Raw genomic sequence first — 20,481 nt, forward strand, 5'->3', positions numbered from 1 at the left:
CGTTGACCCCGCATTGCCCTGTAAATGATAATGCGTCGCATTTTGTAAAAATATTACAACGCATTACAGGGAAATATGAGTCAAACGCCACACGCCGTGCGGACTGCCGTCCTCGCACTGTTCGCTGCCCACGCCTTGCCCGGCGGCATCGCCCACGCACAGTCGGAAACCCCCGCGCCTGCGCCGCAGGAGCTGCCTGCGGTCACCGTCAAGGCGGACGTGAGCCGGGAGCTGGGCGCCGGCTACAACCCGCCCAACGCGGTCAGCGCCACGCGCACCGAGGCGCCACTGCGCGACATTCCGCAGACCGTCAACGTGGTCACCAGCGAAGTCATGCAGGACCAGCGTGCGAATTCAATGCAGGACGTGCTCAAGAACGTGCCGGGCGTGAGCTTTTCCACCGGCGACGGCCAGCGCGACCAGGTGTCGATCCGTGGCTTCTCGGCCATCGCCGACCAGTTCGTGGACGGCATCCGTGACGACGCGCTGTACTTCCGCGACCTCTCCAACGTCGACCGCGTGGAAGTCATCAAGGGCCCGGCCGCCGTGCTGTATGGTCGGGGCTCGTCGGGCGGCCTGATCAACCGCGTGACCAAGAAGCCTGGTATCGACGTGGCCGACTTCAGCTTCAGCTACGGCTCTTGGGCCGACAAGCGGGCCGAACTCGACGTCGGCAAGGTGTTCGGCAACGGCGCGGCGGCGTTCCGCCTGACCGGCGCGCTGGAGGATGCCGACAGCTACCGCTCGCAGCAATTCCTGCGCCGCTCGGCGATCGCGCCATCGCTGGAATTGCGCCTCGCGCCGCAGACCACGGTGTTGCTGCAGGCCGATTACCTCGAGGACAAGCGCGTCACCGACTTCGGCATCCCGGCGTACCGGGGCCGCCCGGTGAACGTGCCGGCCTCCACCTACTACGGCGCGGCCAATGCGCGCGATGTGGATACCTCGGAGTCGCGCGTGTATTCGGGCACGGCCACGATCAACCATCGCTTCAATGAAAACTGGTCGATCCGCAACGCCACGCGCTACTACCATTACTCGCTCGACCGCAACAACACGCTGTCCGGCACGGTCAACGAGGTGGCCCAGACCGTGTCGTTCAACCGTTCCAATGTGTATCGCGAAGAACACGGCTGGTTCAACCAGACTGACCTGACGCAGAAGGCGACGCTCTTCGGGATGCAGCACGAGTTGCTCTACGGGGTGGAAGTCGGGCAGCAGAACAAGGACCTGGTCAACTACTCGCGCAACAACGTGGCCACGGTGAACCTGTTCAACCCGGTGCTGCCCGTGCTGCCGCTGCGGGTGGGCGGTACGCCATCGGCCAACAACCTCGGCATCTTCAAGACGCTGGGCCTGTACACGCAGGACATGATGACGCTGACCGAGCACTGGAAGGCGCTGGTCGGCGTGCGCTATGACCGCTTCGAGCAGGAAACCATCGAGCGCCGGCCGGGCCAGCCCAACCTGGCGCGTACCGACAACAACTGGAGCCCGCGCGCGGGCCTGGTGTGGCAGCCCTCGAAGGTGCAGTCGTACTACCTGTCGTGGAGCAAGTCGTTCCAGCCGTCGGGCGAGAACTTCTCGCTGGCCGCCAACAACGCCGAGCTGGCGCCGGAGACCACCAACAATACCGAGGTGGGCGCCAAGTACGACTTCCTGGATGGCAAGGCCACTACCACGGTGTCGGTGTTCCGGCTCGAGCGCAGCAACATCAAGGTGGCCAATGCCACCGGCACGGCCCTGATGCCGATTGGCGAGCAGCGCACCGACGGCGTGGAACTGAGCGGCGCCGCTGAACTGGGGCAGGGCTGGAAGGTGCTGGCCGGCTATGCCTACCTGGACGCCACGGTCACGAAATCGACCGCCGCGCTGGAGGGCAAGCGCGCCACGCTGACGCCGCGCCACTCGGGCAACCTCTGGCTGACCAAGTCGCTCGGGCACGGTTTTGGCGTGGGCGGCGGCCTGAACCTGGTTGGCGCGCGCATGGCCGATCCGGCCAACACGGTCACGCTGCCCGGCTATGTCACGGCCGACATGATGGCCTGGTACCGTCGGGGGCCGTTCGAAGCCCAGTTGAATGTGTATAACATCTTCAACCAGGGTTACATCGTCTCCGCGCATGGCTCGAGCCCGAACCTGAACATGCCCGGCGCGCCGCGCAGCGTGGTGGCCACGCTGCGGTACCGGATGTAAGCCGTGCCGGCCTCGCTGGCATAGCAGAAAAACGAAAAACGGCCCGTCGATGCGGGCCGTTATCTCGTCACAGCGTCATCACAGCGTTGTAATCATTACTCGGCGGTCATGTGCGCGTTCTTCGCCAGGCGACCAAGCCGATCGCGCTCGGACTGGATGAAGGCGACGAAGCTCTCCACCGAGCCACCCGCCGGCTCGATGCCGTTCGGCAGCAGCCGCTCGCGGATTTCCTGCGTCTGCATACCAGCGCTCAACTCCGCATTCAGCCGCTTGATGATCGCCGGATCCGTGCCCTTCGGTGCGAAGATGCCGGCCCAATGGCCGATCCGTACCTCGGGCAGGCCCTGTTCGGCCGTGGTGGGGATGTTGGGCGCGGCGGCCATGCGCTTGTCCCAGGTTGCGCCCAGCGCCTTGAGCTTGCCGGCCTTGATCTGTGGCAATACCACCACGCTGGCCTCCGAGGTCGCCGCCACCTGGCCGCCGATCACCGCCGTGATGCTCTCCGAGCCGCTCTTGTAGGGCACCACGGTCAACTGCGCGCCTTTCTCCTTGAGCATCTCCTCGACGAAGTGGGGCGTGCTGCCGCTGCCGGCGGTGGCGAACGGCGCGCCACCCTGCTTCTTCGAGTACTCGATCAGATCCTTGAGGTTGTTCACCGGCAGCGACGGCGACGCGACGATGACCGATGGGCTGACGGCGATCAGCCCAACCGGCACGAGGTCATCGGGCGCATACGGCATCTTCGTGCGAATCAGGCTGTTGGTGACCGTGCCCACGGCGCCCACCAAAAAGGTGTAGCCGTCGGGCTTGCTCTTGGCCACGTAATCGGCGCCAACCACGCCGCCGGCGCCCGGCCGGTTCTCGATCACTACGGGCTGGCCGATCCGCTTGCTTACCGCTTCGGCGCCCGCCCGCGCGACGAGGTCGTTGGCGCCGCCTGCCGTGAATGGCACGACGAACTTGATCACGTGGTTGGGCCAGGCGTCGGCGGCATGGGCCGGGGCGGTGCCGCACAGCGCGGCGGTGGCAAGGGCGAGGGCCATCGCCCCGCCATGGATGGGGATACGCATGCTTGTCTCCGGTATCTGTTGTGGTGGGTACCAACGTCGATGGTACCGAAGGTGGCTGTCAATTGCCTGACGGTGAATCGCCTGACGGTGGGTCAGCGCAGCGGGAGGCGGGGCGGCCGGCGCCCGGGGTGGGCGGCGGCGCTATTCATGCCGTGCACAGTGTGACGGCGAGGATGGCGAGGACGGTGTGCAGGAACCGATGACCGGTCAATGATCGCGTTCCCAGGTCTGCGTGCGGCCGATCAGGCTGATGCCGATGAAGCCGCGCACGTTGAGTTTCTTGCCGTCGTCCGCCAGCGCCATCTTGCACTTGTAGAGCTTGCCGGTCTCGGGGTCGAGGATCTCGCCGCCGGTGTACTCGTTGTCGCCGGTCTTACGCAGGCCGGTCAGCAGCGTCATGCCGATGATCGGCTGGTCCTTGCGGGCGTCGGTGCACTTGTCGCAGACCTTGGGCTTGCTCTCGGCGGTCTCGACGAGGCTTTTCACGAGGCGCCCGCTGTAGATGCCGTCCTTCTCGCTGATCTCGATCACGCCGCGCGGCTTGCCGGTGGCGTCGTCGATGGTCTTCCACGTGCCAGTTGGCGTGGCCTGCGCGAGCGCGACGGCGCTGGCGGCGAAGGCGGCCGCGAACACGGTGGCGTGCCGCAGCGTGCGTGGGAGGGAAATGCGCATGGGGGTCTCCTGGTTCAGTGTGTCGGGATCGTGCGAAGGTGTCGCGACGCCAATCTACTGGCGCACGCGCCGCGCCGCAATCACCGCTGCGCGTTTGCGTACGCACCAGCGGCACGCCGCCGTTGCCCGCAATCGACCGCCGTACGGGGGTTGGCGGGATTATGCCGTGCAGCATGCGGCGCCGCACGGCGGGGTGGAAGCATTCCTCTAAGGGGAGCGCCGGGGGCGTCCAGCGGTGTGCGGGCCGCGGCCTGACATTCCATCGACACCCCTTGCATACCCGTCTCGGCCCGCTGCGTTCTCTGACCACGCAGCGCTGCCCCGCAGGCGCGCGGCGCGACGCTGTATCGGGTGTGTCGCGAGGTGGTGTCAGGCGCTGCCGGCGCGATGTGGGAACGATGCCGGCGCGTGTCGATGACGTGTCGAAGCGTGTCGAAACCTCGTCATCGCATCGCGCGCGGTGACAAACCGTTGCGCTGACGCATCACTCTTTCGTCGTACTCGCGCAACTGTCGGATCGACGCACACCGGTGTCGGCGCATGTCCGACGCGATGGCATTGGAACCTCGCGCATCGATGCGCGCGACGCGTGTCGAGCGAGCGCCGGCGCGTTGCCGCGCGAGGTCATCACGACGTGCGCGTGCGCTGCCGGCATGCCATGGCGAGAGACCGCGCGTGGTCGATGCGTTCGCCGCGAAAGCCAGCATGCATGCGGCTTTCCGGTGGATCGTGCGGTGCGCGGCGGCGCGCGATGACGGCGTGCACGGCACGCTTCGACGGCATGCGAGCGGGGGCGCCGAGGTGTCACGCGAGGGCTTGCGACACAGCGCGCGGCGCCATCGAATCGACGCGCATCGACCTCGCGGAGGAACTTCGGATGGCGTGTGGAAGTCGAGATCAACAAGCGTGTCGATGATGCTGTCATCGCGATGCGCGAGCGAAGTAGATCGACTCGCTCGCGCACGCAAGTTTTTTTGCACTTTTTTCTTAACATCATCGAACAAACGAATTATGATTCGCCTTGACAAGAGTCTCAGTTCATTGCATCGACGTATCGCAGCGACAAGCAACAAGCAGAAGCAACGATGATGGCGATGACTCGATGCAGTGAATGCGGGTGGCCGAGGAGCACCAGAACTTTGACGCAGACCAAGCCGATGTGGCTTCTCAAAACGCGTGCAGTCTCCTGTAGCCCAGTGACGGGATGGGCGAGCTACCCCCGAATGATTGCCGTCTGCCGTGCGCGAGGCCATGCCCGCACCGCAGGCCTGCTGACCGATATCTCCTCTTTCCTGGTCGTGCGCCGACGTAACGGGCGGCGCGGGCCAATCGAATATTCCAGGGCGCGGCACGCCCCGGACACCCGCCTGCAGGCTGGCTTTGCCGCCCGCGGGGGTCCGTTGCTCTGCCGCTTGAACGCCGCGTGTCGCGGCATCCCTGCCACCGAATTCATTAGCGTGCGACCGAAGCTGTGCCGTGCGCCGATGAATCGCTCGCTCGACTGGAGTCACGCGGTATCGCGCTTCGGGTCGGTCGGGTCGCCATCCTAGGTCATTCGATATTTCACGCTAGTGAAGGAGTTATCCATGGCAACTGCTGCAAAGAAAAAGCCGGCGGCTAAGAAAGCCGCCAAGCCGGCCGCCAAGAAGGCCGTCGTGAAGAAGGTCGCCGCCAAGAAGGCTGCTCCGGCCGCCAAGAAGGCTGCTGCCAAGAAGGTCGCAACCAAGAAGGTTGCTGCCAAGAAGGTAGCCGCCAAGAAGGCACCGGCAAAGAAGGCCGCTGTGAAGAAGGTAGCCGCCAAGAAGGTCGCGACCAAGAAGGTTGCCGCCAAGAAGGTAGTTGCCAAGAAGGCAGCACCGGCCAAGAAGGCCGCGGTCAAGAAGGTAGCCGCCAAGAAGGCCCCGGCCAAGAAGGCCGTTGCCGCCAAGAAGCCGGCCGCCAAGAAGGCTGTAGCCAAGAAGGCCGCTCCGGCCAAGAAGGCTGCACCGGCCAAGAAGGCTGCTGTCAAGAAGACCGCTGCCAAGAAGCCGGCCGCCAAGAAGGCTGCTGCGAAGAAGCCGGCTGCCAAGAAGGCGCCTGCTGCCAAGCCTGCCGCGGCACCTGCCGTTGCACCCGCTGCTGCTGCAAAGACCGCGCTGAACCCGGCTGCGGCCTGGCCGTTCCCGACGGGTACCCGTCCGTAATCGATTCGCCTCGTGCGATCGATCACAACTGGGAAGCGCCAGGGCACGCATCGCGTGCCGCACTGACCGGATACGCCGTATCCGGTCCGCAAGACAGCTGTCTTGCCGACCCGCCGATGGCATTCGCCCGGCGGGTTTTTTATCGCCCAAAGAAAAACGCCGCGGCCCGGAGGCGCGCGGCGTTGGGGTCGGGCACGGTGTGCCCGGTCCGGGTGCGTGGTGCGATCAGTGGGTCACGCGCGTCACGCCGCCCGAGGACAGCAGGCGCACGCGCTCGCCGGGTCGGAACGCCTCGTCGGCTTCCTGGGTGATGGCGCGCATCTCGCCATTGTCCAGCCGGACGGTGATCTCCAGGCCGCGACGCTGCTGGATCTTGTTCTCCGCCGCGCTGCCGGCCAGGCCTCCAATCACCGCGCCTAGCAGGCCCGCCGCAATCGCGCCGTTGCCGCCGCCGATGGTGCTGCCCGCCGCGATGCCGCCGATGGCGCCGCCGGCCAGCGTGCCTGCGCCGGTCTGCCCGCCCTGGATCAGCACCTCGCGCACGCCCTCCACCACGCCGTAGCGCACGGTCTGCTCACGCTGGGCCTGGCCCGAGGTGTAGACGCTGTTGGAGTTCGACCAACTGGCGCAGCCGGAGACCAGGCTTGCCGCCACCAGGACGGCCACGCCGCCGGTGCGGACGATGTTCGGCACGATGTTTCTCATGATTGACTTCCTTCCCGTAAAGACCCGCGCTCCGCGATGTCCGCGGAGGCCGGCCGGACGCCGTCGCCTTGTGGGCGCGGCGCCGGGCAGCGTCCGGGTTACGCGTAGCGGTACCCGAATGCGGACTGGAACCGGTTGCCGATGTCCTCGCGCGAGAGCCAGTGGTTCTGCGGCCCCTGGCGGGCGATCTTGAGCGAGCCCATGAGCGAGGCGAGGCGGCCGGTGGTTTCCCAGTCCAACCCGTTTTCGATGCCGAAGAGCAGGCCGCCGCGGAAGGCGTCGCCACAGCCGGTAGGGTCGACGACCTGTTCGGCGGGCACGGCCGGAATGGCGTACTGCTGGCCATCGGCAAAGATGCTGGCGCCGCGCTCGCCGTGCGTCACGATGAACGCGCGGACCTTGGCGGCAACCTCGGCGCTGGTCCAGGCCGTGCGGGACAGCAGGACCTGCGCTTCGTAGTCATTGACCGTCACGTAGCTGGCGAGTTCAATGAACTGGCGCAGGTCCTCGCCGTTGAACAGCGGCATGGCCTGACCCAGATCAAAGATGAACGGAATGCCGGCGTCGGCGAACTGCTGCGCGTGGTGCAGCATGCCCTCGCGGCTGTCCGGCGCCACGATACCCAGGGCGGGCTGGCGGCCGCCCGTCAGCGCGTCCTGCACGCTGTTCAGCTGCGACTGGCTCATCGCGCCCGGGTGGAAGGCGGTGATCTGGTTGTTGTCGAGATCGGTGGTGATCATCGCCTGCGCGGTGAACGTCTCCGGCAGCGTGCGGATGTGATCCGTGACGATGCCGAGGTTGCGCAGGTAATCCAGGTACGGGCCGGCGTCCTCGCCCACGGTGCCCATGACCAGCGGCTCGCCGCCGAGCATCTTGAGCGTATAGGCGATGTTGCCGGCGCAGCCGCCGAACTCGCGCCGCATGCCCGGCACCAGGAACGACACGTTCAGCATGTGGATCTGGTCCGGCAGGATGTGTTCGCGGAAGCGCCCGTCGAACGTCATGATGGTGTCGTAGGCAACGGAGCCACAGATCAGGCTGGCCATTCTTCCTCGCAATCGAATACGGTTGATACGGTTGAAAAAGACGCCGCCCGTGCAGAGACGGGCGGCGTTCGTACTTGTCAGATACCGGTGATGCCGAATGCCTCCGGCAGCTTACTTCAACGCGGCCAGGGCGGCGTCGTAGTTCGGTTCCTGCTTGATCTCGGGCACGAGTTCGCTGTACTTCACGGCGTTGTTTTCATCGAGCACGACCACGGCACGCGCGGTCACGCCGGCCAGCGGGCCGGTCTTGATGTCCACGCCATAGGCGTTCTTGAACTCGGCGCCGCGCATGGTCGAGAGCGTCACCACGTTGGCCAGGCCCTCGGCCGTGCAGAAGCGGCCCATGGCGAACGGCAGGTCGGCCGAGATGGTCAGCACCACGGTGTTGTCCAGCGTGCTGGCGGCTTCATTGAACTTGCGCGCGGATGCCTGGCACACCGGCGTATCCAGGCTCGGCACGATGTTCAGCACCTTGCGCTTGCCGGCGAAGTCGGCCAGCTTCACATCCTTCAGGTCCTTGCCCACGAGGGAAAAGTCGGGGGCCTTGTCGCCTGCCTGGGGAAACTTGCCGCCAACTTCGATGGCGTTGCCGCCGAGGGTCACATTGCTCATGGTCACTCCTGTACTGGGATGGGATGTTCGTCCGCGCCGCCCGGTGCGGACCGGGCCGGCGCGGCGGGGCGCTGGATATCAGGGGTAGAAGATCAGCACGCGGTAGTTGGCCGCTGTCTGGTCTGTCCGGAATCGTACCCGAACCGGCAGCTCGCTGCCCGCGCGCAGGCCCAGCGTGGCGAAGGCGCGCTGCGCGGGCTCGAGGTATTCGGCCGGTTGCAGCACGCGGCGCAGCAGCAGCTGGTCTTGCAGGTCGGTCATCACCAGTTCGATCGCGGGCAGCGCGGTGGTGGCGCGGCCCTGGTTACGCATGGTGACGGCGAGTTGGTAAACATCGGTCGCTTCGTCTTGTTTCTGAAGCTGGGAGCTGTCGATGCGCAGTGCTTCGAGGTCGCGCCAGGGCGGCACCTCGCAGCCAAGTGGCGCGCAGGCAGCCTCGAGCAGCGGGCGCAGCACCGGCACGCGGCCAGCCAGCTGGCTGCGGCCGAGATAGGCACCCTGCAGCAGCGCGCCGATGGCCAGCAGCACCACGGCGATGCGTACCCAGACGCGCCTGCTGACCGGCACGACCACCTTGGCGCGCGGTGCGCGCGCACGTTCGCGGTCGCGCGCGTGGCGCAGGAAATCAGGGGCGAAGACGGGGCCCGGCGGCACTTCGCGGCGGATCCAGTGGCGCGTGGTGGATTCGCGTGCGATGGCATCCGGCGTGCCTTCACGCGACGTATCGAGCGCATCGGCACTGGCCCATGCGGCAACGTCGTCGTTATCGCGCGCGAATTCCTCGGCCGGCGCCACGGTGGGGTCGGCGGCGCGCAGGTATTCGCTCGCGCTGCGTACCGGCTCGGTATGCGGGAAGGGGTTGGCCGGCGGCAGCGACTCGTCTGCCACGAGTGTGGGACTGGCGGGCGCGCTGGCGGGTGGACTTGAGGGCGTTACCGGGGGCCACGCGGCCTTGGCGCTGTACGCGCCGGACGGCGGCGGGCTGGCCGAAGCGGCAGCGAATGCCGCAGCGGGGTCCAGTGACGAGTGCGCCGGCACGGCCGGGGCGGATGCCGACGGCGCCGGCACAGGATCGCCGAAGGCGGAATGATCGAGGGTCGGCCAGGGTGCCGAGGGTGCGGGCGCTGCCGCTTCCTCCATGGGTTCGGGTTCGGGTTCCGGCTCCGGCTCCGGCTCCGGCTCCGGCTCCGGCTCCGGCGCAACTTCCGCCACGTGTTCGGGTTCGGGTCTGGGTTCCGGCGCAACCTCCGGTTCCGGCTCGGCTTCCCGCTCAGGTTCCGGGGCCAGTCCCAGTTCCACTTCCGGCTGCGGCGCCGGCGGCGTCTCGGGCACTGGCGCTTCCCGTACCGGCGCCTGCTCCGCCTCCGGCATCATCATCGTCGGCGAATCCAGCGCCGGCACGTCATAGCCGGGATCGAAGCCCGGATCGAACGGCGCTTGTTGCGCATGGGCACGTGCGCTGGCCTGGGCCTGCTCGGCATGGGCCAGCGCGGCGGCCACGCTCGGGCCGGCCGCGGATGGTACCGGCTGCGACACCGGCGTGGGCACCGACGCAGGCGTCGGCGTGGCAGCCGAGGTGGGCGCCGTGGCCGGCACCGGCACTTCGATCAGGTGTTCGCGCGCGTCGAAGACGGTATCGCACTGTCCGCAGCGGACCAGGCCCTGGCGCAGACGCAACTGGTCCGCCACAAGCCGGAACGCGGTGCGGCAGGCCGGACAACGCGTGACAAGCTTGGCGGCAGCCATGGTGTCCGAATCAGGAAGGGTTGGCGGGGGAGCTGGCGACTTCGGCGCGGGTGCCATGCAGGCAGACCCAGCCTTCCTCGCTGCGCCAGACCGACATGGCCAGCCAGGGCGCGTAGGCGGCGGCCACTTCGTCCGCCTGCCGTTCCAGCACGCCCGAGAGGATCAGCCGGCCGCCCGGGCGCACGCGCGCACTGAGCATGGCCGCCATCAGCTTGAGCGGATTGGAGAGGATATTGGCCACCACGAGATCGTAGGTGGCGTCTGATACGGAATCCGGCAGCGAGAAGGTGGCCGCCACCTGGTTGCGTTCGGCGTTGTAGCGCGACGCCTCCACGGCATTCGGATCGATGTCGATGCCGAGCGTATCGCCCGCACCGAGCTTCTTGGCGACGATGGCCAGGATGCCCGAGCCGCAGCCGTAGTCGAGCACGGTCTCGCCGGCCCGCACGTTCTGCTCGAGCCACTGCATGCACAGCCGCGTGGTCGGATGGCTGCCCGTGCCGAAGGCCAGGCCGGGGTCCAGCTCCAGCACCACGGCGTCCGGCTCCGGGGCGTCGTGCCAGGACGGCACCACCCAGATCCGTTCGCCGATGCGGATCGGCGCGAACTGCGATTGCGTCAGGCGCACCCAGTCCTGGTCTTCCACCGCGCGCAGCACGTAGTCCGGCACCGGATCGACGTTCAGCGCGTTGGCGGCCGCAGCCACCACGAGCGCCGGGTCGGTCTCGTCGTCGAACAGGGCCACCACGCGCGAGCGGTTCCAGGCCAGCCGCGTCGGCTCGAGCCCGGGCTCGCCGAACAGCGGCTGCTCATCGGGCGTGTCGGCATCGGCGTCTTCCACCGAAACCGACAGCGCGCCGAGGTCGAACAATGCGTCGGACCAGGCCTCGGCCTGCTCCTGCGCAATTTCGATCACACATTCCTGGAAAGCCACGTGATTCCTTGCTGCGACGATGCCGGCCGAGGCGGGGCCTCAGGCCTTCTCGCCCTTGGCCACGGCCTTCTGGGCCAGGCGGTGTTCAAGATAATGGATGCTGGTGCCGCCTTCGACGAAGTTGGCATCGAGCATCAGTTCGCGGTGCAGCGGCACATTGGTCAGGATGCCGTCCACCACCATCTCCGACAGCGCGATGCGCATGCGGGCGATGGCCTGGTCACGCGTGGCGCCGTACGTGATGATCTTGCCGATCATCGAATCGTAGTTCGGCGGCACGAAGTAGCCATCATACGCGTGCGAGTCTACCCGCACGCCGGGGCCACCCGGCATGTGCCAGGCGGTGATGCGGCCCGGCGACGGCGTGAACTTGAACGGGTCCTCGGCGTTGATCCGGCATTCGATGGCGTGGCCCTGGATCTGCACGTCCTTCTGGCGGAAGCGCAGCTTCTCGCCGTAGGCGATGCGGATCTGTTCCTGCACGATGTCGATGCCCGTGATCATCTCGGTGACCGGGTGCTCCACCTGCACGCGCGTGTTCATCTCGATGAAATAGAACTCGTTGTTCTCGTACAGGAACTCGAACGTGCCGGCGCCCCGGTAGCCGATTTTCTTGCAGGCATCGGCGCAGCGGTCGCCGATGCGCTCGATCAGGCGGCGCGGGATGTGCGGGGCCGGTGCCTCTTCGATCACCTTTTGGTGGCGGCGCTGCATCGAGCAGTCGCGCTCGCCCAGCCAGATGGCTTGCCGATGCTGGTCTGCCAGGATCTGGATTTCCACGTGGCGCGGATTCTCCAGGAACTTCTCCATGTAGACCTCGGGGTTGCCGAAGGCACGGCCGGCTTCCTCGCGCGTCATGTTGACGGCGTTGATCAGCGCGGCCTCGGTGTGCACCACGCGCATGCCACGGCCACCGCCGCCGCCGGCGGCCTTGATGATGACCGGATAGCCCACACGGCGCGCGGTGGCCAGGATTTCCTTGGGGTCGTCGGGCAGGGCGCCTTCGGAGCCCGGCACGCACGGCACGCCGGACTTGATCATGGCCTGCTTGGCGGACACCTTGTCGCCCATCAGTCGGATGCTGTCCGAGGTCGGGCCGATGAAGACGAAGCCCGACTTCTCCACGCGCTCGGCGAAGTCGGCGTTCTCGGACAGGAAGCCGTAGCCCGGGTGGATGGCCTGGGCGTCGGTGACTTCGGCGGCCGAGATGATGGCCGGCATGTTCAGGTACGACAGCGGGGACGGCGCCGGGCCGATACAGACGGCCTCGTCGGCCAGCTTGACGTACTTGGCCTCCTTGTCGGCTTCCGAGTACACCACCACGGTCTTGATACCCAGCTCGCGGCAGGCGCGCTGGATGCGAAGGGCGATTTCGCCCCGGTTCGCGATCAGAATTTTTTCAAACATGGTCTCTCTCTGCGAGAACGGGTGCCAGCCCGGCAAGTCGGGCTCCGGCGCTGGGCCGGTGTTGCAAAGCAGGGCGCCACGCGGCGGCCTGAAGCATGCCAAGCATGGGGGAGCAGGGGCGATGCAGGCCCGACCCGGTCCCCGTGCCGGGGCCGCTGGGGCGCGGGCGACGGGGGCGCGGCGGGCAGGCTGGCATCAGCCGATCACGAACAGCGGTTGGCCGTATTCCACGGCCTGGCCGTTCTCGACCAGGATTTCCTTGATTACGCCGGCCTTGTCGCACTCGATTTCGTTGAGCAGCTTCATCGCCTCGATGATGCAGACGGTCTGGCCTTCCTTGACGGTGTCGCCCACGTTCACGAACGGAGCGGCGCCCGGCGACGGCGCCCGGTAGAACGTGCCGACCATCGGCGAGGTCACCACGTGGCCCGACGGCACCTGGGCGGCTTCCGGCGCGGCAGCGGCCGGCGCCATCGGGGCGACGGGGGCAGCGCCCGGCAGGGCCTGCATCTGGGGCATGGCCATCGGGGCGGCGATCACCTGGGGCGGCGCCTTGACGATGCGTACCTTGCCGTCACCTTCGGTGACTTCCAGTTCCGAGATGCCGGATTCGGCCACCAGGTCGATCAGCGTCTTCAGCTTGCGCAGGTCCATCTTCTTATCCTCCAGAATCGGGTTGTCCGGTCTCCTCCCGCGGGAAGGAGACGGCGGCGGTGAGTCATTGATTGGTCTGCCGCGCTGGCCGCGTGGCAGGGTCCGGGCATTCCTGATGCTGTGCCGGCGCGCGGGCAGCCTTCAACTGCCCGGGGCCGCCGTCTGTCCCAGCACGTATTCCAGCGCCAGCAGGTAACCCTGCCAGCCCAGGCCGCAGATCACGCCCACGGCCTGATCCGAGAAATACGAGTGATGACGGAACGGTTCGCGGCGATGCACGTTCGACAGATGTATTTCCACGAACGGGATCGCCACGGCGGCCAGGGCATCGCGCAGCGCCACGCTGGTGTGCGTATAGGCCGCCGGGTTGATGAGGATGAAGTCCACCCCCTCGCCGCGTGCCGCCTGGATACGATCCACCAGCGCCCCTTCATGGTTGGACTGGAACGTATCAAGATCCAGGCCAGCCGTGGCGGCGCGTTTTGCCAGCGCATCGTTGATGTCGGCGAGCGTCGTGTGCCCGTACGTCTGCGGCTCGCGCGTGCCCAGCAGATTGAGGTTCGGTCCATGCAGGACCAGCACCTTCCGGTAGCGCGCGGCGCCGTTTTCGGCGGGAGTTGAAGACACGGTAGCTCGACCAGATCAACGAAATTGCGCGGAGATTACCGTAGCTTAGAGGGATTTGTCTAGCGTGCGATACAAGGCCACGTGGCGTTGCGGACGCTTTTCAGAGTGTTCTCACGGATTTTGGTGGTCCGGCGGTCAGATCGGGGTGGAAATCACCCCATTGGCCGGAGATCCCGGGCAGTTGGGCCGTGTTTCGGCCCAGAAGCCCGATTTCACGCGCCGGGTAGCACCTTGCGCAGTTCCTCGGCGTGCACGCGGCCCATCTTGCGATATTTCACCGATCCGTCGGGATTGATGACCACCGTATAGGGCAGGCCACCCTGCGCGTTGCCGAAACTGCGCGACAACTCGGTGCCTGCGAAGCCGGCCACGGCCAGCGGATAGGCCACGGGCACCTTCTTGAGGAACTGCTGGATGTTGCTGGCCGAATCGATGCCGATGCCCACGAATTCCACGTTGCGCTGGGCATATTCGCCATGCAAGGCTGTCAGTTCGGGCATTTCTTCCACGCACGGGCCGCACCACGGCGCCCAGAAGTTCACCACCAGGGTCTTGCCGCGCAGTTTGGACAGGTCCAGCTCGGCCCCGGCGGGATCCGGCAGCCTGGTCTGGAAGAAGGTCTCGACGGCCTGGTCGGCCACCGGCTTGGGAGATAGCGCGAAATGACCGACGATGGCGCCGCCAGCGGCAGCCACGATGGCAACGACGAGCCACAGGCCGAGGCGGGAGCGGCGGATGGGGGTGGAGCCGGGTGCGGAAGCGGTCATCTCGGGCGGTATCTATATATAGAGGGATTGGAGGATCAGGGCGCGGGCGGTTCGGCGGGCTCGGCGGTGCTCAGGGCGCGCACGGCGGCCAGGTCGGCACGCGCGACGCGCCCGCTGGCATCCGCCCGCACGGCCCCGCGCTCGTCAATGGCGTCGTACAGCGCAATATGAATGCCGACCGGCGCGCCGAGTTCCGCGCGGACCTCGCCAGCCAGCGTGCGGCATTCGCGCGCCGCCGGCCATTGGCCGCGCCACAGGAAGCTCAGCGTCTCCACGTCACCCCGGCCGGCGAAGTGCCGGCTTTCGCTGGTGTCGAAGTCCACGCCGGCGTTCAGCAGATGCAAGGCGACATCCTTGGGACTGTCACAGAAGCATTGCAGATAGACATCGGAATGCTCGGTGGCCGTGCCGTTGAGCACCGCACCGACCAGATAGGGCCGGAAACTGGCCAGATCCTCCATTGCCAGCACGGCCAGCCGGCGCAGCAGCGCGAGGATGCGTGGCTGGCTGTCTGCGTGGAATAGTGCCTGGTACGCGCGGACTTCCTCCTCGATCATGTCGTTATCAGGCAGCCATTCTCCGGCAACGCGCACGTCGCCGAGCAACTGCCTGGCGGCCTTGCGCTTGGCGGTGGCGTAGTCGGCGCCGTCCTCGGCGATCATGCGGGCCGCGGCCTGGGCGATTTCCTCGCGTACGCGGGTCGGGTCGGGGATGTTGCGTCTGGACATGCCGCGATGATACGCCGCTTGCTTGGTCGTGGTGCCGGGCGAGGTGCGCAGTGAGGGCAGAGGGCTCGGGTACAATCGACCGCTATCCCGCCCGGCGCCCGGGCGCAAGCCATCTCCCCCCCGACGCATCCCATGCATATTCACATCCTCGGCATCTGCGGTACTTTCATGGGCGGCCTTGCGGTCCTCGCCCGGCAGGCGGGTCACCGCGTGACCGGCTGCGACGCCAACGTCTACCCGCCCATGAGCACCCAACTGGAAGCCCAGGGCATCGACCTGATCGAAGGCTTCGACCCGTCGCAGCTCTCGCTGGAGCCGGACCTGTTCGTGATCGGCAACGTGGTCTCGCGCGGCAATCCGTTGATGGAGGCCATTCTCGATCGCAACCTGCCGTACGTCTCCGGCCCGCAATGGCTGGGCGAGCACGTGCTCAACGGCAAGTGGGTGCTGGCCGTGGCCGGTACGCACGGCAAGACGACCACCACGTCGATGTTGTCCTGGATTCTCGAGGACGCCGGCTACAACCCGGGCTTCCTGGTCGGCGGCGTGCCGCAGAATTTCGGTATCTCCGCGCGACTGACGCCATCTGACTACTTCGTCATCGAAGCAGACGAATACGACACCGCCTTCTTCGACAAGCGCAGCAAGTTCGTCCACTACCGCCCCCGCACGGCCATCCTGAACAACCTTGAGTTCGATCACGCCGACATCTTCCCGGATCTTGCCGCCATCGAGACGCAATTCCATCATCTGGTGCGCACCGTGCCGGGTCAGGGCCGCATTCTCGTGAACGGCGTGGAGCCGGCGCTGGCACGTGTGCTGGAGCGCGGCTGCTGGAGCGAGGTGGAGCAGTTTGGCGTGGGCGACTGGAAAGAGAGCGACGCGCAGGCACCGGCCCCGGCGGGCAAGGATGCCTTCGATGTCTGGTTCGGCGATGCGGTGCAGGGCACGGTCGTATGGGACTTGCAAGGCACCCACAACCGCGTGAACGCGATTGCCGCCATCGCCGCCGCCCGCCACGTGGGTGTGCCGCCGGCGCAGGCGATCGAGTCGCTGGGCCGCTTCGCCAACGTCAAGCGCCGCATGGAAGTGCGCGGCGTGGCCAACGGCATCACGGTCTATGACGACTTCGCCCACCATCCCACGGCCATCCAGACCACGCTCGAAGGCCTGCGCCGCCGGGTGGGCAACGCCCGCATCCTGGCGGTGCTCGAGCCGCGCTCCAATACGATGAAGCTCGGCGTCATGGCCGCGCAATTGCCGGCCAGCCTGGAAGGCGCCGATCTCGTGTTCGGCTACGGCGCGCCGTCGGGCAAGGACGCGCTGGGCTGGAACCTCGGTGAGGCGTTGGCGCCACTTGGTGACAAGGGCGCCGCTTATCAGGACCTGGGCGAGCTGGTCACGGCTGTCACGGCCGCCGCCCGCCCCGGCGACCATGTGCTCGTGATGAGCAATGGCGGATTCGGCGGCGTGCATCAGAAGCTGCTCGACGCGCTCGCCGCCTGATCAAGAATCGACAAGGGTCCGACGATGCTGCTGTATCTGCACGGTTTCCGCTCCTCGCCGCAATCGTTCAAGTCGCGGCTTGTGCAGGAGCGGATGCGCGCCTGGGGCGTGGAGAAGTACTTTGCCTGCCCCACGCTCAATGTCTCGCCGGCCCAGGCCATTGCCCAGGCCGAGGCCGCCATCCGGGGCGCCCGCGCCGGGGGCGAGACGGACATCGCCATCATCGGTTCGTCGCTGGGCGGTTTCTACGCGCGCTGGCTGGCCGAGCGCCATGGCTGCCGCGCGGTGCTGCTCAATCCGGCGATCCATCCGTGGACCGATCTGGAGAAGTACCTGGGCGAGCAGCCGCTTTATCACGGCGGCGGGTCGGTGGTGGTGGAGCGTAGCCACCTTCAGGAATTGCTCGACCTGCGTGTCGAACAGATCACTAAACCGGCGCGCTACTACCTGCTGGCTGCCACGGGCGACGAGGTGCTCGACTACCGCGAGATGGTCGAGGCCTGCCCGGGCGCCAATATCCGCATCATCGAAGGCAGCGACCACGGCATCAGCGAGTTCGAAGACTACGTGGACGACGTGCTCGCCTTCTGCGGCTATGGCCCCGGCGGCAAGCTGCCTGCCTCTGCCTCCCGGCCGGACCCGGCATGAGCGATGCGCTGTACCGGACGCCGCGCACCGGCGCGTGGCGGGCGCATTTGCCGTTCGACGCCGACATCCCCTTCAGCCTGCGTCGCTGGGTGATTGGCGAGGGCTCGCTCACCGCCCGGCTGATGGCCGCTTCCGCGCAGTTCCGAGTGAAGCGGCTGGCCCAGTCGCTCCAACGGCCGTTTGCCGATGAATGGCAGACCATCGGCCTGATCCGCCCGGTGCCGGCTATCACGCGCGAAGTGCTGCTCATCTGCGACGATGTGCCAGCTATCTTCGCTCATACCATCGTCGATCCGCATCATGCCCCGCGCGACTGGCCGTTCCTGCGCGGGCTGGGGGAGCGCCCGCTGGGCGGGGCGCTGTTCGTCGATCCGCGCGTGCGGCGCGAGCCGTTCCAGTTCGCGCGGCTGCGTCCGGACCATCCGCTGCGGCAGGCCCTGGCCCGCGTGGTGCCGGCCATGCAGGATGTGCCGATGCTGCCCGCGCGGCGCTCGGTGTTCCGGCGCGGCGGCGGTGCCATGCTGGTGACCGAGGTCTTCCTGCCGGACCTGCTGCAACGGCCCGCGCCGGCGGCGGTGCGGTATCATCCCGAGTCCGACCGGCCACATCTGCCGGAACCATTGCCTTATGGCGGCCCACGGCGCCCATCCATCACGGGCGGTCCGTCGACTCTGCCCGGAAACCCGCTCCCACGCTCACGCTGCGACGGCGCCCGGCATTTCTGAAAGTACCGATCCATGCAGTTGCTGTTTGAAGAAGGCGGCGAAATTCGCGCCGGCACCGTGCTCGCCCAGCAGGGCGAGGCCTACCAGGTGGAATTGCCCGCAGGCAAGCGCACCAAGGTGAAGGCGCGCGACGTGCTGCTGCAGTTTGCCCAGCCGTCGGCAATCGAAATGGTGCGGCAGACCGGCGACCTGACCGCCGACATCGACCTCGACTTCCTCTGGGAATGCGCGCCGGCCGAGGAATTCGGCTTTGCCGAGTTGGCCGCCGAATACTACGGCGCAGATGCCGGCCCGGTGCAGCAGGCCGCGCTGGCCATGGCGCTGCATGGCAACCCGGTCTATTTCCGCCGCAAGGGCCGTGGCCGCTACCTGCGCGCGCCGGAAGACCAGCTGCAGGCCGCGCTGGCCGCCGTCGAACGCAAGAAGCAGCAGGCGCTGGTGCAGGCCGGCTATGAAGATCAGCTCAAGGCGCTGACGCTGCCGGACGCGTTCCGGGGCAAGGTGCTGCAACTGCTGTTCAAGCCGGACAAGAACAGCCTCGAATTCAAGGCGATGGACGCCGCCTGCACGGCGCTCGGCATGACGCCGATGCGGCTGATGGTGGCCGTGGGCGGCGTGTCCAGCCCGCGCGCGCTGCACGAGGCCAAGTTCCTCTCCGAATGCTTCCCGAAGGGCACCGGCTTCCCGGACGTGGACGTGCCCGAGCCGGGCGGCGACCTGCCGCTGGCCGACGTGCAGGCGTTCTCGATCGACGATGTGACGACCACCGAGATCGACGATGCGCTGTCCGTCACCGAACTCGACGGCGGCAAGCTGCGCGTGGGCATCCACATCGCCGCGCCGGCGCTGGGCATCAAGCGTGGCGATGCGCTCGACGCCATCGCGCGCCAGCGCCTGTCCACGGTGTACTTCCCGGGCGACAAGATCACCATGCTGCCGGACCCCATCGTGGAGCGCTACACGCTCCAGGAAGGGCGCACCTGCCCGGCGCTGTCGCTGTATGTGACGGTGGACCCTAACACGCCGGACGGCATCGCCATCACCGCCAGCGAGACCCGCGCCGAGCGCGTGCCGATTGCCGCCAACCTGCGCCACAACCTGCTCGAGGACGTGGTGACCGAGGCCGCGCTGGCCAACGGCACCGGCGACTACCCGTTCCGCGCCGCGCTGACGCACCTGTTCCACCTGGCCAACCATCTGCACGACGAGCGCCAGCGCGCGCGCCTCGCCAGCGGGTTGCGGCCGGAGTCGCACAACCGGGCCGACTACAACTTCTATATCGATCAACTCGAAGGCGGCGCCGAGCGCGTGCGCATCGAGCAGCGCCGCCGGGGCTCCCCGCTGGACAAGATCGTGGCCGAGCTGATGATTCTGGCCAACAGCACGTGGGGCAAGCTGCTGGCCGACCACGGCGTGCCGGGCATCTATCGCACCCAGAAGGCGTGGGGCATGCACCGCACGCGGATGCAGACCTACCCGGCGCCGCACGAGGGGCTGGGCGTGGCGCAGTACGCGTGGAGCACCTCGCCGCTGCGCCGCTACGTCGATCTGGTGAACCAGTGGCAGATCCTGGCGGTGGCGCAGCATGGCGTCACGGCCAAGCTGGTGGCGCCGTTCAAGCCCAAGGATGCCGACCTGCTGGCCGCCGTGGCGGACTTCGAAGGCACCTATGCGGCGTATGCCGAGCACCAGTCCACCATGGAACGCTACTGGTGCCTGCGCTGGCTGGCCCAGGAAGGCCGCGAGAAGCTGATGGCGACCGTGCTCAAGGAAGGCGCGGTGCGCTTTACCGAGATTCCGCTGGTGACGCGCGTGCCGGAACTGGCGCAGGCGGCCCGGGGTACCCAGGTGCTGCTGGAAGTGGCCTCGACGGACGAGATTTCGCTGGAAGTGTCGTGCCGCGTGCTTGAGGTCTTTGCCGGCGAGGGCGAGGTTCCCGAGGAGGAACTGGAGACCGACGAGGAAGCGGCGGAGGTGTCGGCCGAGGCCGCTGCCGAGGCGGCGGCGGAGGATGCGGCGCAAGCGGCTGCCGAGGGTGCGCCGGGGGCTGACCCGGATGGCCAGGAAGCCCCGGCCGGGGAGGGCGAAGCGCCCGCTGCGGACGACGAGGCGTCGGCGCCACGCGACACCGGGGCCGGCCCGGCGGCCTGACCCCTTCGGAAAAGCAATCCGCTCCCTTACAATCGAAGTCTGATCCGGCCAACCCCGCCTGCGGTGGGGTGGCCGCCCTTCGTCTTCACTGTCTGCCCTTTCCG

18 protein-coding genes and 1 pseudogene are annotated in these 20,481 nt (G+C 67.3%); 6 read left to right on the plus strand and 13 right to left on the minus strand.

Features of this window, described 5'->3' with window-relative positions; genetic code table 11:
• The first annotated feature begins 75 nt into the window (after positions 1 to 75).
• Positions 76 to 2,196 carry a TonB-dependent receptor gene (locus tag AB4120_RS22270; protein ID WP_149137390.1) on the plus strand — a complete coding sequence of 707 codons (2,121 nt, stop codon included), beginning with the start codon at positions 76 to 78 and terminating at the stop codon, positions 2,194 to 2,196.
• 95 nt (positions 2,197 to 2,291) lie between these two features.
• Here AB4120_RS22270 and AB4120_RS22275 read toward each other — a convergent pair whose 3' ends face one another.
• The 3 genes from AB4120_RS22275 to AB4120_RS22285 all read right to left on the minus strand — a co-directional run bounded on the left by AB4120_RS22275 (position 2,292) and on the right by AB4120_RS22285 (position 4,645).
• Complete coding sequence (locus AB4120_RS22275; RefSeq protein WP_149137391.1) at positions 2,292 to 3,266, minus strand: Bug family tripartite tricarboxylate transporter substrate binding protein; 975 nt, start codon at positions 3,264 to 3,266, stop codon at positions 2,292 to 2,294.
• A gap of 207 nt (positions 3,267 to 3,473) precedes the next feature.
• Positions 3,474 to 3,938, minus strand: a complete 465-nt coding sequence (locus tag AB4120_RS22280) for a DUF2147 domain-containing protein (RefSeq protein WP_149137392.1) — start codon at positions 3,936 to 3,938, stop codon at positions 3,474 to 3,476.
• A 443-nt stretch (positions 3,939 to 4,381) separates the two neighbouring features.
• Positions 4,382 to 4,645: a hypothetical protein gene (locus AB4120_RS22285; RefSeq protein ID WP_149137393.1), complete on the minus strand. Its 264-nt coding sequence runs from the start codon at positions 4,643 to 4,645 to the stop codon at positions 4,382 to 4,384.
• Between the two features lie 879 nt (positions 4,646 to 5,524).
• Here AB4120_RS22285 and AB4120_RS22290 point away from each other — a divergent pair.
• The gene (locus AB4120_RS22290; RefSeq protein ID WP_144201350.1) at positions 5,525 to 6,121 is read left to right on the plus strand and encodes a histone H1-like DNA-binding protein; all 597 of its coding nucleotides are present in this window, start codon (positions 5,525 to 5,527) and stop codon (positions 6,119 to 6,121) included.
• Between the two features lie 225 nt (positions 6,122 to 6,346).
• Here AB4120_RS22290 and AB4120_RS22295 read toward each other — a convergent pair whose 3' ends face one another.
• The 10 genes from AB4120_RS22295 to AB4120_RS22340 all read right to left on the minus strand — a co-directional run bounded on the left by AB4120_RS22295 (position 6,347) and on the right by AB4120_RS22340 (position 15,347).
• Positions 6,347 to 6,826: a hypothetical protein gene (locus tag AB4120_RS22295; protein WP_377731995.1), complete on the minus strand. Its 480-nt coding sequence runs from the start codon at positions 6,824 to 6,826 to the stop codon at positions 6,347 to 6,349.
• A gap of 98 nt (positions 6,827 to 6,924) precedes the next feature.
• On the minus strand, positions 6,925 to 7,872 hold the full coding sequence (locus tag AB4120_RS22300) for a carbohydrate kinase family protein (protein WP_149137395.1): 948 nt from the start codon (positions 7,870 to 7,872) through the stop codon (positions 6,925 to 6,927).
• A gap of 111 nt (positions 7,873 to 7,983) precedes the next feature.
• Positions 7,984 to 8,484 carry a thiol peroxidase gene (tpx, locus tag AB4120_RS22305; RefSeq protein ID WP_144201355.1) on the minus strand — a complete coding sequence of 167 codons (501 nt, stop codon included), beginning with the start codon at positions 8,482 to 8,484 and terminating at the stop codon, positions 7,984 to 7,986.
• A gap of 78 nt (positions 8,485 to 8,562) precedes the next feature.
• Positions 8,563 to 10,230: a DUF3426 domain-containing protein gene (locus AB4120_RS22310; RefSeq protein ID WP_441642842.1), complete on the minus strand. Its 1,668-nt coding sequence runs from the start codon at positions 10,228 to 10,230 to the stop codon at positions 8,563 to 8,565.
• Between the two features lie 10 nt (positions 10,231 to 10,240).
• Complete coding sequence (gene prmA / locus AB4120_RS22315) at positions 10,241 to 11,164, minus strand: 50S ribosomal protein L11 methyltransferase (RefSeq protein ID WP_149137397.1); 924 nt, start codon at positions 11,162 to 11,164, stop codon at positions 10,241 to 10,243.
• 39 nt (positions 11,165 to 11,203) lie between these two features.
• Complete coding sequence (gene accC / locus AB4120_RS22320) at positions 11,204 to 12,571, minus strand: acetyl-CoA carboxylase biotin carboxylase subunit (protein WP_149137398.1); 1,368 nt, start codon at positions 12,569 to 12,571, stop codon at positions 11,204 to 11,206.
• Between the two features lie 195 nt (positions 12,572 to 12,766).
• The gene (gene accB / locus AB4120_RS22325) at positions 12,767 to 13,225 is read right to left on the minus strand and encodes an acetyl-CoA carboxylase biotin carboxyl carrier protein (RefSeq protein WP_149137399.1); all 459 of its coding nucleotides are present in this window, start codon (positions 13,223 to 13,225) and stop codon (positions 12,767 to 12,769) included.
• A 141-nt stretch (positions 13,226 to 13,366) separates the two neighbouring features.
• Positions 13,367 to 13,852, minus strand: coding sequence for a type II 3-dehydroquinate dehydratase (gene aroQ / locus AB4120_RS22330; protein ID WP_149137400.1), 486 nt, complete (start codon positions 13,850 to 13,852; stop codon positions 13,367 to 13,369).
• Positions 13,853 to 14,064: 212 nt separating this feature from the next.
• Positions 14,065 to 14,619, minus strand: a complete 555-nt coding sequence (locus AB4120_RS22335) for a TlpA family protein disulfide reductase (protein ID WP_144201367.1) — start codon at positions 14,617 to 14,619, stop codon at positions 14,065 to 14,067.
• Positions 14,620 to 14,654: 35 nt separating this feature from the next.
• The gene (locus AB4120_RS22340; RefSeq protein WP_441642843.1) at positions 14,655 to 15,347 is read right to left on the minus strand and encodes a UDP-N-acetylmuramate--alanine ligase; all 693 of its coding nucleotides are present in this window, start codon (positions 15,345 to 15,347) and stop codon (positions 14,655 to 14,657) included.
• A 132-nt stretch (positions 15,348 to 15,479) separates the two neighbouring features.
• Between AB4120_RS22340 and mpl the strand changes: the two genes are divergently transcribed.
• From mpl to AB4120_RS22360, 4 genes and pseudogenes are all read left to right on the plus strand, one after another.
• The gene (gene mpl / locus AB4120_RS22345) at positions 15,480 to 16,853 is read left to right on the plus strand and encodes a UDP-N-acetylmuramate:L-alanyl-gamma-D-glutamyl-meso-diaminopimelate ligase (protein ID WP_441642844.1); all 1,374 of its coding nucleotides are present in this window, start codon (positions 15,480 to 15,482) and stop codon (positions 16,851 to 16,853) included.
• 24 nt (positions 16,854 to 16,877) lie between these two features.
• A complete protein-coding gene (locus AB4120_RS22350; protein ID WP_149137402.1) occupies positions 16,878 to 17,501 on the plus strand; it encodes a YqiA/YcfP family alpha/beta fold hydrolase in 624 nt (207 codons plus the stop codon).
• Positions 17,498 to 18,070: pseudogene (locus AB4120_RS22355) on the plus strand (chorismate--pyruvate lyase family protein); the annotation flags it as partial. The gene AB4120_RS22350 and the pseudogene AB4120_RS22355, both read left to right, overlap by 4 nt.
• Positions 18,071 to 18,238: 168 nt before the next feature.
• On the plus strand, positions 18,239 to 20,377 hold the full coding sequence (locus tag AB4120_RS22360; protein ID WP_149137404.1) for a ribonuclease catalytic domain-containing protein: 2,139 nt from the start codon (positions 18,239 to 18,241) through the stop codon (positions 20,375 to 20,377).
• Positions 20,378 to 20,481: the final 104 nt, after the last annotated feature.

It is taken from the genome of Cupriavidus sp. 2KB_3, assembly GCF_052115685.1.
Taxonomy (GTDB): Bacteria; Pseudomonadota; Gammaproteobacteria; order Burkholderiales; family Burkholderiaceae; genus Cupriavidus; species Cupriavidus campinensis.